Below are 12,565 nucleotides of genomic sequence, written 5' to 3'. Positions count from 1 at the left end.
CGCTGATGCCCTTATATCCTATGGATATCTAGGAGTGCCCGCGCACTCCCCACACAACAAAAAAGAGAATACACGGATGAGCCAAGCTATCTGTCAACTGATTGCTAAAGAGCTGAACGTCAGTCACAAGCAAGTTGAAGCCGCCGTTACCCTTATTGATGACGGTAACACAGTTCCATTTATCGCTCGCTATCGAAAAGAGGTCACTGGGGGGCTGGATGACACCCAACTTCGCACCCTAGACTCCCGTCTAAGTTACCTGCGTGAATTGGACGACCGACGTCAGACGATTCTGAAATCCATCGACGATCAGGGCAAGCTGACCGCAGAGCTGCGCAGTGAGATTGAGAATGCGGACAACAAAACTCGTCTTGAAGATCTGTACCTACCATACAAACCAAAGCGTCGCACCAAAGGTCAAATTGCTATCGAGGCCGGCCTTGAGCCTCTAGCCGACTTGCTATGGACAGATCCAAACAATGAACCTGAAAGTGCTGCGTCGAGTTACATCGACAGTGAAAAAGGCATTGCCGATAGCAAAGCCGCTTTGGATGGCGCACGTGCCATCATTATGGAACGCATCGCAGAAGATGCCGACCTACTCGAGAAAGTGCGCCAATATCTAAATCGCCATGCGGAACTGCGCTCACGCGTTGTGACAGGCAAAGAGCAAGAAGGTGAAAAGTTCAAAGACTACTTTGAACACGATGAAGCGATGAGCAAAGTGCCGTCTCACCGCGCGCTGGCGATGCTTCGTGGCCGCAATGAAGGCTTCTTGCAGCTGTCGGTTAACGCCGACCCAGCCAACGATGAAAACGCTCGTGAGTCCTACTGCGAGACCCTGATTGCTGAGCACTATGGCATTCATCTTAGCCAAGCGCCTGCAGATGCATGGCGCAAGCAAGTGATCAGTTGGGCATGGCGCATTAAAGTTTCCATGCACATGGAAACGGAACTCATGGGTGCACTCAAAGAGCGCTCGGAAGTGGACGCGATTACGGTATTTGCCACTAACTTGAAAGATCTGTTGATGGCCGCGCCCGCGGGTCCAAAAGCCACACTTGGCCTTGACCCAGGTTTGCGCACCGGTTGTAAAGTCGCCGTTGTTGATGCGACGGGTAAAGTGCTCGCAACCGACACCATCTATCCACACGCACCTCAAAAACAATACGACAAAGCCGCTCATGTGGTAGACAAGCTGGTTCGCCAGTTTAACGTCGATCTGATTGCCATCGGTAATGGTACGGCGTCGCGCGAAACAGACAGTTTTGCAGCCGATGTCATTAAGCGTGGCAACTTGAAAGTGCAGAAGATCATCGTCAGTGAAGCAGGTGCTTCAGTATATTCAGCATCTGAGCTGGCAGCAAAAGAGTTCCCGAATATGGACGTATCGCTGCGCGGTGCGGTTTCTATTGCAAGACGTTTGCAAGACCCACTAGCGGAGCTGGTGAAGATCGACCTAAGTCCATCGGTGTAGGTCAGTATCAGCATGATGTCAGCCAGACCATGCTCGCTAAACGTCTAGATGCGGTTGTGGAAGATTGTGTAAACGCTGTCGGCGTTGATGTAAACACCGCTTCTGCTGCGCTACTCACCCGTGTAGCGGGTTTATCTTCTACACTGGCACAAAACATTGTCGACTACCGTGATGAAAACGGTCGCTTCGAAGCTCGTACCACACTTAAAAAAGTGGCGCGACTTGGTCCTAAGGCGTTTGAACAGTGTGCTGGCTTCCTTCGCATCATGGATGGTAAAAACCCAATCGATGCATCCGCCGTGCACCCAGAAGCTTACCCTGTAGTCAAATCCATTGCGGAGAAAACCGGTCGCGCAATGAAATCTATCATCGGTGACAGCAACTTCCTTCGCACCATCAATGCGGTTGATTACACGGACGAGACCTTCGGTCTACCAACGGTCACCGACATCATCCGAGAGCTAGATAAACCAGGCCGAGATCCTCGTCCTGAGTTTAAAACCGCCACCTTCGCTGAAGGCGTCAACACCATCAACGATCTTGAGCCAGGCATGGTTCTCGAAGGTGTCGTTTCAAATGTGGCTAACTTCGGTGCGTTTGTGGATATCGGTGTTCACCAAGATGGTTTAGTGCACATCTCTGCGCTAACGGACAAGTTTGTCGCTGATCCGCGTGAAGTGGTGAAAGCCGGTGATATCGTTAAAGTGAAAGTCATGGAAGTAGATGCAGGCCGTAAGCGTATTGGTTTGTCAATGCGCCTTAACGATGAACCTGGTGCAGATAACCGCCCTGCTCGTTCAAGTAAACCTGCCCGAGATAATCAGCGTGGCGCTCAGCGTCAACGTTCGAATCGCCAGGAGGCGGGCAACAGTGCGATGGGCGGTGCCTTCGCAGCTGCTTTCGCTAAAGCGAAAAAATAACCAGCCCCAAAAAGCAAAAAGAGCACCTTGAGTGCTCTTTTTGCTTTCCAATAGTCAGCATCATCCAACCGCAATAATGTCCGAGGGCGTATTCGGCGCCACCGAGTGTCCATAATGATAGCGAATCACCGTACGGCGCTTGGCCATTTTTCCGGCCATCAACGCCTCTTGAAGCACTTTGGCAGGCAGGCGAAAACGCATCGCATATCCCTTACCTTGAGACTGGCTGTAGCTGCTCAATGACAACAAATAAAACAGGCGCTCAATCGGATCTTCACGTTCAGGAGACACTTCTTCAGCATCATAGTCTGGATGCTCCGCAGGATCCCATGCCGAACGTTTACGGCGTTTTTCTTCCTCATTAATTCGGCGCTCAGCATTCGTCCTTGCCAGCTCAACCGTAGGCACGATAGGTTCACGTACTTTGTTATCACGCGCCGCCTGCTCGGTTTGTGGATTGACCGACGGAGCGATAACTGGGGCACTAACACTGTTGGGCGACACTATCATAGGTCACGCTCCTCTGCTGTGAGTGATTTTCGCCAAACCTCAACAACTAACCTAGACCGACGAGCAATCTATCTATTAGATTATCGGAAAAACAGTGCCAACCTTTACCTATTTGTGCAAAAAAACCGCAAAAATTAGCGACCTAACTCACGAACCCGAGCGATAAATTCAGCCGTTTCAGTAATAAAGGGAGCGTGGGAAGAGGCGGCAAAAATATGACTTTGATGAGCGCCCGTCTGTTTATCTAACAAACTAGCGACTCGCACCGGTACCAAACCGTCTAAGCGCCCATACCAGCGATGCACAGGCATGGTTAGTGCAGCAAGCTCACTGCGATAGTCGAGCTTATCTAACCACTGCAAGCCGAGCATCAATGCGTTAGGGCAAGGCATCGGTCTAGAAAGCACCGCTTGTTTGAGCAGCTTAATATCTTGACGTGCGCTCGGACTGCCCATGCTTGCAGCGCCATAAAACGCTCTATCGTTACCGTAAAATTATCACTGAGCTGCACCATAAACGCGGCGAGTACGTCTTGCTTAATCCCGCGCCAGCCCTCTCCTTGGGAAAATTTTTGGTGAGCTCGCCAGGGTAACCAATTGGCTGACACGCGCTGGATACTCATGAGCAATGTGTGTCGCAATTAACCCACCTAGTGACCAACCAAGCCAAATAGCACGTTCTGGCGCCTCTACTAGCAATGCATCCACCAGCTGTGTCAAAGAATCATAGCCAATCTGGTGACTGTAGCCATAACCAGGTAAATCCACCGTGTGCACCGTAAAATGCTCAGCCAGCTCACTCACGCACGCAGACCATACCGCACCATTCATGCCCCAACCATGCACTAGCACCAAATCAGGTCCTTGCCCTTCCACCTGCCAATGTACTTTTGCCGAACTGCTCACACGCTCTCCTACTGATTTGGTTCTTTTTCTGCTTCGAATTGTCCCATGCTAATAGGATTCCTTTACACGTCAACTCAGACCAATGCGATTTTTATCTCGGCTACCAAAACAATGTCATGTCTGCGGCTTTACGATTGACCGCTCCCTTGGCCACAATCTTTGGTGTGAGCACTGCCAGCCATTATTTAACTTTGAGCGCCATCGCTGCGCGCGCTGTGGCCTGACTATGGACAACACCGCCGAGATCTGCGGTGCATGCCTCACCACACCACTCCCATGGCAAACGCTGACTTGTCTTGGCGATTATCGGCCACCACTGTCGTCTTTTATCCAACGTATAAAACAACATAAGGAACCTTGGTTATTGCCACCGCTGAGTAAATTGCTCGCCAAGCGTATCAGTGAGCCCGCACCACTGCTGATTTGTGTTCCGACGCAGCTTCATGTCGAATTAAAACGTGGCTTTAACCTTAGTGAACTCATAATGTTGCAACTCGCGCAGCATTTGCCAGAGGTAAAAACCGCCGACAGCATTTTTCGCAAGCACCGCCAAACCGCGACTCAAAAAAGCCTCAATCGGCAACAAAGAATGGAGAATGTCCGCCAAGCGTTCTCGCTCCAACAAAGACCCACGTCAAAACACGTCGCCATTATTGATGATGTGGTCACAACCGGTGCAACCGTTCGGCATCTGAGTGAATTATTACTTGAAGTGAACGTAGAAAAAATCGATATTTATTGTTTATGCCGTACCCCAAAGTAAGCCCACTGCTGGGTTGTCAGCCAGATTGCGCAGAGGATGTGCAAAATTTTTTGGCATCTACTCGTGACAGGAGTAGAATGGGGTAATAACCTACAAACTTACTCAGGTATTCGTCGTGTCAAATCCAATTACTATTACAGAAAGTGCTCAAAGCCACTTCGCTAAACTGCTGGCTCAACAGCCAGAGGGAACGAACATCCGTGTTTTTGTCGTTAACCCAGGCACTCAAAACGCTGAGTGTGGCGTGTCTTACTGCCCACCAGAAGCGGTTGAGTCTAACGACACCGAATTCAAGTACGAAGCACTATCCGCCTATGTTGATGAGCTCTCTCTACCATTTCTAGAAGATGCAGAGATCGACTTCGTTACCGACAAAATGGGTTCACAGCTAACCCTGAAAGCGCCAAACGCAAAAATGCGCAAAGTTGCCGATGATGCACCACTGATGGAGCGTGTTGAGTACGCAATCCAAACTCAGGTTAATCCACAGCTTGCAGGTCACGGTGGTCACGTAAGTTTGATGGAAATTACTGAAGAAGGTATTGCCATCGTGCAATTCGGCGGTGGTTGTAACGGTTGTTCAATGGTAGATGTGACCCTTAAAGAAGGTATTGAGAAACAGCTTCTTCAAGAGTTCTCTGGTGAGCTAACCGCTGTAAGAGATATGACAGAACACGATCGCGGCGAGCATTCTTACTACTAGCAAGGATGGCTCTTCGCCAAATTTGTTTCGAATCGAGCGCCAAGGTAAACCTTTGCGCTCTTTTTTTGGCACTACCATTTGGCGCGCGTCCAAATCCTATATATATTAATCACTAACTACTATTCGAGTGCCAGGTGCTTAATGTTTGCAACGAGCAAGCGTTTCAAACACCCTAGCCTTCTAGAAAACATTGGCACCCAGCGGAGGAGAACGCCCATGCCATCCAAAAAAGGACCTGAGATCTTAGCCCAAAAGACAGTAGCTGAATCTAGGCTATTTAAAATTGAGGCTTTAGACTTAGCGTTTTCGAACGGCGAAAAGCGCACGTATGAGCGCATGAAACCGAGTGGTCGCAATGCGGTCATGATGGTGCCGATCACTGAGCATGGGGATATCTTGCTGGTTCGCGAATATGCAGCAGGCACCGAGCGCTACGAACTGGGTTTTCCAAAAGGACTCATCGACCTGGGCGAGAGTGCCGAACAAGCGGCAGTGCGTGAACTCAAAGAAGAAATTGGTTTTGGCGCCAACACGCTAACGCCACTCAAAGAAGTGATTCTCGCGCCTTCGTATTTCTCCAGTCGCATGACTTTGTTTGTTGCTCAGGATCTCTACCCAGAGCAACTCGAAGGGGACGAACCAGAGCCGCTAGAAATCGTGAAATGGCCATTGGCACAAGCCGATGAGCTACTGACTCATCTCGACTTCTCAGAAGCGCGCAGTATTACCGCATTGCTACTAATGCTAAGAATGAAGTCAGAGTTGGGGTTATAACGTGACAACAAGACATTTAGATTTATCGCATCACCTTCCTGCTGTCATCGACATCGCACGTCAGGCTGGCCAGCTTATTCTCGACATCTACGAGAACAAAGACTACGAAGCCTTTACCAAAGATGACGAAACCCCAGTGACCAGCGCTGACTTAGCTGCGCATAAACTGATTATGGAAAAGCTCTCTGAGCTGACACCAGATATCCCTGTCTTGTCTGAAGAAGCAGCGGATATTAGTTTAGAGCAACGCTCACAATGGAGCACTTATTGGCTGGTCGACCCGCTTGATGGTACTCAAGAGTTCATTGCCCGCAGCGGCGACTTTGCGACCATCATTGCATTAGTGAGCGACAACAAGCCGATCATGGGCGTGGTGTACGCACCGGTGTCCGGCGTGACCTATCACGCTTATGAAGGCAAAGGGGCGTGGAAAATTCCAAGTCTTGGGGAAAGCCTGCGCATCAAAATACTCAAACACGAGATGCCACAGCAATCTATCGCTATTGCCATTAGCCGTCGTCAAAATATCAATCGCATCACACAGCGAATGAGCAGCGCATGGAACTATGACTTAGTGCCTCTTGGCTCTGCCGCTCTCAAAGCCTGCTTGGTCGCTGAAGGAGCTGTCGATTGCTATCTGCGCCTTGGGCCAACTGGCGAGTGGGATACCGCAGCGACACAATGCATTGTTGAAGAAGCCGGTGGCACCATTGTCGATACCGAGCTTCAGCCTCTCTCTTACAACGAGCGCGAAACACTCGAAAACCCAAACTTTATTGTGATTGGCGATCGAGATTTGCCGTGGGATCAGATCCTAGTTCAGAGCTAACACTCTGCTTTAGTTACTAAAATTAAAAAAGGAGGCTAAGCCTCCTTTTTATTTTGTTTAACATAGCACTCGCTTAAAAGCGCCCTTGATAATTGAACGAATACCGCCCTTCGCCATCTGGGTTACCAAGCCATCCCAACTGCTGACGCATATTCGTCGGAAACTCAGACTCTGGCCTAAACCATGCCTGTGATTGATACTGTCGATTAGGCGTCACACTCGCAGAAAACTCACTCGACACCTGATTACTGCTCTGGCTACCCGCTGCAGAAAGCACACTGTCTGCACAAGATAAGTCCACAATTGTCGGCCCCAGTCCTAAGCTACCGATAGGTGATTCAATGTACCCTGCATTCCAAGACAAGCTCCCATCACCACTGCCGCACCATGGCGACGCATAGTTGAGAGACTTAATGGCAAGCTCCAACTGACCACCCGCTTTAATTGGTACCGGAATAGGCGCGTACTGAACCACGGTATCCGCAGGAATCGAAGCAAGAACATTCTCAAGGTAAGCACCAGACATGCTCACACCAAGATTTCCTCGCCCCGATAGACCTAACGTACTTCCGCGGCCAAAGCGCACTGAATACTCTGGCGAGAGCGTCAAAAGACTAGACCAACTAAACTGCCACGACACATCACCGATGGAATATTGCTGGAACCTGACATTCTGCGCGTTGCCTTGCCAAATAGTACCTGTAGTGCCATCCAGAGCGAGCTCTCTAGGCATAGGGGCATAGCTGATCACAACACTGGCAGGCAGGTGGTAAATCGCGCTGGCAGCAAAAACTGTGGTACACAGTAAGCCGTACTTGATGACTTTTTTTACCACTTAGCCACCTCTTTTAAATTGCAATCGGTTGACTTCAATAACACCATTTTGGTCAGCCTTGTCGATATCCAAAATCTCAACCGTCACTCCGTGGTTGTCTTGCAAGTAAAACAGCCAATTAACAAAAAACTCAAACGGAATCGGCTTAATCCATACTTGCAACTGATCATTGCGTGGCTGCATACGAATGAGTTCAATACTGAATCGATTCGTCGACGAAGTAATCACGCGGTTAAGCGGCTCCTTGGAAACAACGACCCCGCCCGCTTGTCTTTGCTGAGAAATGTCGTCCGCCTTTTGCTTCACCCATGTAAGCAACTGCCTCTCAGACTGGATACGTGATTGTGCAAGCTCGGTACGTTGAGCAAAAGGGGCTAAGATTCCCCAATAAACAATGCCAAGCACGACCACCAGCGAACAAGCCACGACCAGTCGCTGCTCTCGCTGACTGATACTCAGCCACCAGCTTTGAAGGTTCAGTAATAATCCTTTCATTACGCTCTACTTCTTCTTAAGTACAAAGTTACCCATGACCAGCTCGCCATTACGGTTAAGCGGCCCTTGAGACACTTCAAATTGCGTTTCTAGCTTCACTCGCGCGGCTTCAAAACTATCAAAGTCTCGACTGGTGACATTCATGCGAACTTCATTACGGTTGCCATCAAATGTAAAACTCTGCACTTGCATGCCATTCACTTGCCCTATGGTATCGGGAAGTTTCGACAACCACTCCAACACTGAGGCACTCGACAGGTCACTGCCTCCAAGGCTCTTCAGCTCATCATCCAGCTGACGCTTGAGGTAACTCACCGTCGGGATGCGCTTTTTGTCTGGCAGAACCGCGCGGAAAATTCGTTCACTTTCGGCACGATAGGCCGCCGCTTGAGCCTCGTATTGATTCACCAACACCACTTGCTGCGCGACCAATGCGACAATAAGCACTGAGGCCGCAATAGCGACTTTCTGCCAAACTTTCCAATGCCTTAAAAACGATGCTTTCGGCTTAAACTCACCAGTCATCAAGTTAGCACTCGTTTCTACGGTACCTTTTGACAGCAGTGCCATCGCTGGCTCTGGCGGCATGCTTTGCCAGTCGATATGCAAAGATCGCTCAGCCAGGGACTTGGCAACCGGAGAGTAGCTCTCTATCACTACTTTGCTGTCATCGTCACTGGTTGATTGCACTAAGTAATCGGAGTCAATGACCGCATCCATCCAACCCTCATCGACAACAAGGCCGCTTTGATTGCCCGTACGAAACAGCCACTGACCGTCGAGATGAATCGCGCTCACATGCTCTGTTTGCGGCAACGCCAAGACATCTGGGATCACTTTTTTGACTTCGATACCTTGCTCTGCAAAGCGATCAATCACATGCGTAAGGTATTGGCGATCCACCGCAGCGATAGAAGCGCGACCACCTTGTTTACTGAAGATGGTAAAGTGCAGCTCATCGACATCTTGTGCGATGTCATCTTCGACAATAAACGGCAACATCGACTCAAACTGACGCGCGCCACCTGCTGGGATCTCGACATCAGCAAAGTGCACATCCTGTCCACTCAGCATCAGCAACGTCACACGCTGCTGTGCATACTCTTTTATGTCAGCGAGCTGGTCGAGGTTATTAAGCTCTCCGCTGGCTATCACTTCTTGCTGACTAGTTGACCATACCGCCCAATGTATTTGGCTATCTGGCTGGCTATTCAGGCGAACGGTTAAGAACTCGCTCACTAAATCCTCCAAATCGACGACGAACGACCGTCACTTCCTGCCTATCTTGGCTATAAAACAGGCTACGAAGACGCATCCGCGACTCTCCAACCACAACCTGAGTGTCCATTTCAAAATAGGCACTGTCTACAGCAAGATACTGTTGTGCTTGCTGTTTAGTATTATCATCCACGCTGGCCATTTGCGACTCAGCGAGAAACTTATCAATTCCTGACCAACCATCGAATGGGCGGTTCTCTATCATTTGTCTCGCATTTTCTAACGAGAGATTCGGCGCAAACAGCGCTGATAATAGTCCAGCCTGCTCTTCAACCAGCGTATTAACATTGAGGCGCCAGTCGCTTGTTGGCAATGCACAAACCAAAGGGCTGATACTGAGCATCGCCTCACCGCTCATCTGATTAATCGCTCTAAGCTCTGAGCTATCAGCAATCAAGCCATTAGCCGCCACATAGGCAGGAGAGAGCGACTCATAGTAGCTGTCTCCGACACCGGATACCGAGCGCACACTGGTCTCTTTATTGACAAATTCCCATGTGGAGTCCGCCACCTGCTCTGCTTGGTAGTTTTCGACTCCGCTTTCCTCGAGCAGCTTTTGGAAAAAGCGCACTAAAAATGGCTTGGTTGCGCTGTTTTGGTTCGGCTGCACCGTCGATAACGCATTGATATTAAAACAAGCCTGCATATCACGAATGTAGCCCGTCGCCTCACCATAATCGAGTGGATAAGTACGCTCTTCAATCGCCCAAGGCTGATTGAGGTTCACGCTGTCTTTATTGTCTTTGTAGCTCTCTTTTATCGCCACCGATGCCAATGCTTCGACGCCAATCGCATACCAATATGCTTGCTGATAATTCACCTGATTAGACGCACGAGTAAATTGACTAAACAGACGCTCCGACATTGTGGCCGCAATAGAGACCATAATGGCAAGTAACAGCAGAATCACAATCAAGGCGACCCCTTTTTGGGATTTAACCGTCACTCTTGTCATGAGTTACCGCCTTGGTTATTACCCTGAGTATTACCACCCTCTGAACCATTATTGTTACCGCCAGATGTCGCATTGAGCGTACCTGCTGGGGTCAGATAGATACGGTTAATTTCATCAAAATCCTCAAACCGGATTTTTACTTCCACCGCAAGCGGAAGCGTCATATCGGTTTGCCACTCATTACTCCAAGATTCGCCATTGTAAAAACGCATATCAAAGGCTTCCACCTTGGTAAATATGGGGAGCACCACAGGAGGCTCGCCCACGCTAGTATCTGGATAACGCCACCACAAACGCTCAAGCTTACCTTCTTGCAGGCGGTAACCTATCTTAGCCACTTCACCACGTGGAAATTGGTTTTGCGGGTTAAGCCAACCGAGACGAGCAAACAGTAAACCTCGCCCTTCAGACTCCAATAACCCTTCTTGCCACAGCATCAGACGAGACAGAGGCTCTTCCCCTTCATGACGAAACTGACGCAGCGCCAACTGCTTAAAGTCGCTATCTAGATAAACAAAGCCACGCTGGATTTCTTGCAGTCGAGTACTGCGCTCAAGAGAAAGCTCATTGCTGCGCTGCACCTGATTTACCACTTGATAGGCCGCTACGCTTAAGCTGGCAAAAATCGCAATGGCCACCAGCACTTCGATGAGGGTAAAGCCTTTAACACGGTTACTTGTCGACATAACTTCTCACCGTCACTATCGGGCTCGCTTTCGCATCAGTGGCCACGCTGACATCCACCGCAGAGAGTAAGTTATCTGCCGTTTCAACCGGCTGAATACTCCAATACCACTCACGCCCCGCCAGTTTCTCTTTGCCTTTCTTAGCTTTAGGTTTAGCGGTGTCGAGCACAAGCTTAGCCATCTGATTGTCGACCACCATACTGGCAAACGCCTTCTCTTCCAGATAGCTTAGGGTGTTAATATGCTGACTGACCGCTCGGATGATAGAGATGGCCGCCGTGGCAAATATCGCCAGCGCTATCAGCACCTCTAGCAGGGTCATGCCTCTAACGGTCTTTTTCATTCCAGTCTTTCACATCCATAAGCGCCAACTGCCCATTTTCTTTGACTTCAACATACCAAGTTTGGTCTTGCAGTGCTCTATTCACCGGCGCAACAACAAATGCACCTTCGGTGATCTCTCCGCTAGAGAGAATAAAGACTTGTGGTGGCTTTTCTGGTTTTTTCTCTTTTTCCACATCGGCAAACATGTCTTCATCGAACAAAGAGCCAGGCTCAAATAACCGGTCATCCTCACCCCAAATACCCGTGCTTAAATCGAGCTTGATCGACAAGGTCTCTGGCAAGGTCGTCTCTTCTGGGATCTTACTGAGTGACACGCGTTGCCACCCTTCAGACGTCAACTCTAGAAACACGTATTGCTTTTTGGCTTCATCAACACGTATACCAAAATCTTTGCCTGCCAACATCGCTTCTTCGTTGAACAGTTGTAGCCTTTGGTATAAACGCTGCGCTTGCTGTTTAGTGTCGTCACTTTGACTCTGAGGCAAGGTCGAAATCACCGCTACTGCACTGATAGACAGCAGCACCAGTACCAGCATGATTTCCAGTAAGGTAAAACCTATTTGACGACGTTTTAACTGCAACAACATGGAGATTCACTTTGAACGAAGGAGAGGCTGCCGCCTCTCCTTTGGTGATTACTGGAAGTCTTGGATGTTCCAGTTGCCGATATCAGCCGCTGGGCCTTCACCGCCCTCTTGGCCGTCAGCACCTAGGGTAAAGATGTCGATAGTGCCTTTATCGCCAGGGCTTAGGTATTGGTATTCATTACCCCATGGATCAGCAGGTAGACGACGAATGTAACCGCCATCGCGGTAGTTGCGCGGCTCTGGGTTAGTCGGTTTGGTTACCAGCGCTTCTAGGCCTTGATCCGTGGTTGGGTAAACACTGTTATCCAGCTTGTACATATCAAGCGCATTTTCCAGCGCAACGATATCCGTCACTGCTTTCTGTTGGTCTGCTTTCTCTTTGTTGCCCAGCAAGTTAGGCACGACAAAGCTTGCCAAAATACCCAGAATAACAACCACTACCATTACCTCTAGTAAGGTAAAGCCGGATTGTTTTTTCATTGTTTTTTTCATCTCTAACTCCA

13 protein-coding genes and 2 pseudogenes are annotated in these 12,565 nt (G+C 49.4%); 5 read left to right on the top strand and 10 right to left on the bottom strand.

What is annotated here, in order from left to right:
• The first annotated feature begins 76 nt into the window (after positions 1–76).
• A pseudogene (locus TZ48_RS06760) lies at positions 77–2,397 on the top strand (Tex family protein).
• Between the two features lie 60 nt (positions 2,398–2,457).
• Here TZ48_RS06760 and TZ48_RS06755 read toward each other — a convergent pair.
• Both TZ48_RS06755 and bioH read right to left on the bottom strand, forming a co-directional pair.
• The gene (locus TZ48_RS06755; RefSeq protein ID WP_112478666.1) at positions 2,458–2,907 is read right to left on the bottom strand and encodes an ATP-dependent Lon protease; all 450 of its coding nucleotides are present in this window, start codon (positions 2,905–2,907) and stop codon (positions 2,458–2,460) included.
• 134 nt (positions 2,908–3,041) lie between these two features.
• A pseudogene (bioH, locus tag TZ48_RS06750) lies at positions 3,042–3,812 on the bottom strand (pimeloyl-ACP methyl ester esterase BioH).
• A 226-nt stretch (positions 3,813–4,038) separates the two neighbouring features.
• Between bioH and TZ48_RS06745 the strand changes: the two are divergent.
• The 4 genes from TZ48_RS06745 to cysQ all read left to right on the top strand — a co-directional run bounded on the left by TZ48_RS06745 (position 4,039) and on the right by cysQ (position 6,881).
• Complete coding sequence (locus TZ48_RS06745) at positions 4,039–4,575, top strand: ComF family protein (RefSeq protein ID WP_239670725.1); 537 nt, start codon at positions 4,039–4,041, stop codon at positions 4,573–4,575.
• Positions 4,576–4,690: 115 nt separating this feature from the next.
• Entirely contained in the window at positions 4,691–5,278 is a 588-nt protein-coding gene (gene nfuA, locus TZ48_RS06740; protein WP_112478664.1) for a Fe-S biogenesis protein NfuA, read from the top strand.
• A 216-nt stretch (positions 5,279–5,494) separates the two neighbouring features.
• A complete protein-coding gene (gene nudE / locus TZ48_RS06735; protein WP_112460929.1) occupies positions 5,495–6,052 on the top strand; it encodes an ADP compounds hydrolase NudE in 558 nt (185 codons plus the stop codon).
• A 1-nt stretch (position 6,053) separates the two neighbouring features.
• A complete protein-coding gene (cysQ, locus tag TZ48_RS06730; RefSeq protein ID WP_112478663.1) occupies positions 6,054–6,881 on the top strand; it encodes a 3'(2'),5'-bisphosphate nucleotidase CysQ in 828 nt (275 codons plus the stop codon).
• 73 nt (positions 6,882–6,954) lie between these two features.
• On the opposite strand, the gene TZ48_RS06725 is transcribed toward cysQ, so the two are convergent.
• Genes TZ48_RS06725 through gspG form a run of 8 tightly spaced genes read right to left on the bottom strand, consistent with a single transcriptional unit; the run spans position 6,955 to position 12,554 of the window.
• Positions 6,955–7,716: a type II secretion system protein N gene (locus tag TZ48_RS06725; protein ID WP_112478662.1), complete on the bottom strand. Its 762-nt coding sequence runs from the start codon at positions 7,714–7,716 to the stop codon at positions 6,955–6,957.
• A complete protein-coding gene (locus tag TZ48_RS06720; protein WP_112478661.1) occupies positions 7,717–8,211 on the bottom strand; it encodes a type II secretion system protein M in 495 nt (164 codons plus the stop codon).
• Positions 8,212–8,217: 6 nt separating this feature from the next.
• The gene (gspL, locus tag TZ48_RS06715) at positions 8,218–9,450 is read right to left on the bottom strand and encodes a type II secretion system protein GspL (protein ID WP_112478660.1); all 1,233 of its coding nucleotides are present in this window, start codon (positions 9,448–9,450) and stop codon (positions 8,218–8,220) included.
• Entirely contained in the window at positions 9,419–10,444 is a 1,026-nt protein-coding gene (gspK, locus tag TZ48_RS06710) for a type II secretion system minor pseudopilin GspK (protein WP_112478659.1), read from the bottom strand. The genes gspL and gspK overlap by 32 nt, the downstream gene beginning before the upstream one ends.
• Positions 10,441–11,130, bottom strand: coding sequence for a type II secretion system minor pseudopilin GspJ (gene gspJ / locus TZ48_RS06705; RefSeq protein ID WP_112478658.1), 690 nt, complete (start codon positions 11,128–11,130; stop codon positions 10,441–10,443). The genes gspK and gspJ overlap by 4 nt, the downstream gene beginning before the upstream one ends.
• Positions 11,117–11,473 (bottom strand): type II secretion system minor pseudopilin GspI, encoded by a 357-nt coding sequence (gene gspI, locus TZ48_RS06700; RefSeq protein WP_112478657.1) that lies wholly within the window; start codon positions 11,471–11,473, stop codon positions 11,117–11,119. Before gspI ends, gspJ begins: the two co-directional genes overlap by 14 nt.
• Positions 11,457–12,056 carry a type II secretion system minor pseudopilin GspH gene (gene gspH / locus TZ48_RS06695; RefSeq protein WP_112478710.1) on the bottom strand — a complete coding sequence of 200 codons (600 nt, stop codon included), beginning with the start codon at positions 12,054–12,056 and terminating at the stop codon, positions 11,457–11,459. Before gspH ends, gspI begins: the two co-directional genes overlap by 17 nt.
• A gap of 54 nt (positions 12,057–12,110) precedes the next feature.
• Entirely contained in the window at positions 12,111–12,554 is a 444-nt protein-coding gene (gspG, locus tag TZ48_RS06690; protein WP_112460935.1) for a type II secretion system major pseudopilin GspG, read from the bottom strand.
• Between the last annotated feature and the right edge of the window lie 11 nt (positions 12,555–12,565).

This window comes from Vibrio variabilis (genome assembly GCF_003263785.1).
In the GTDB taxonomy this organism is placed as follows: domain Bacteria; phylum Pseudomonadota; class Gammaproteobacteria; order Enterobacterales; family Vibrionaceae; genus Vibrio; species Vibrio variabilis.
Note: the sequence above shows the minus strand (reverse complement) of the source record. Positions and strands in the feature narration are given on the sequence as shown.

What these genes read in the sequence shown, in the direction of transcription:
- TZ48_RS06755 (WP_112478666.1), bottom strand. Translation starts at nt 2,907, where the DNA reads ATGATAGTGTCGCCCAACAGTGTTAGTGCCCCAGTTATCGCTCCGTCG.
- TZ48_RS06745 (WP_239670725.1), top strand. Translation starts at nt 4,039, where the DNA reads ATGGACAACACCGCCGAGATCTGCGGTGCATGCCTCACCACACCACTC.
- nudE (WP_112460929.1), top strand. Translation starts at nt 5,495, where the DNA reads ATGCCATCCAAAAAAGGACCTGAGATCTTAGCCCAAAAGACAGTAGCT.
- TZ48_RS06720 (WP_112478661.1), bottom strand. Translation starts at nt 8,211, where the DNA reads ATGAAAGGATTATTACTGAACCTTCAAAGCTGGTGGCTGAGTATCAGT.
- gspK (WP_112478659.1), bottom strand. Translation starts at nt 10,444, where the DNA reads ATGACAAGAGTGACGGTTAAATCCCAAAAAGGGGTCGCCTTGATTGTG.
- gspG (WP_112460935.1), bottom strand. Translation starts at nt 12,554, where the DNA reads ATGAAAAAAACAATGAAAAAACAATCCGGCTTTACCTTACTAGAGGTA.
- gspI (WP_112478657.1), bottom strand. Translation starts at nt 11,473, where the DNA reads ATGAAAAAGACCGTTAGAGGCATGACCCTGCTAGAGGTGCTGATAGCG.
- gspJ (WP_112478658.1), bottom strand. Translation starts at nt 11,130, where the DNA reads ATGTCGACAAGTAACCGTGTTAAAGGCTTTACCCTCATCGAAGTGCTG.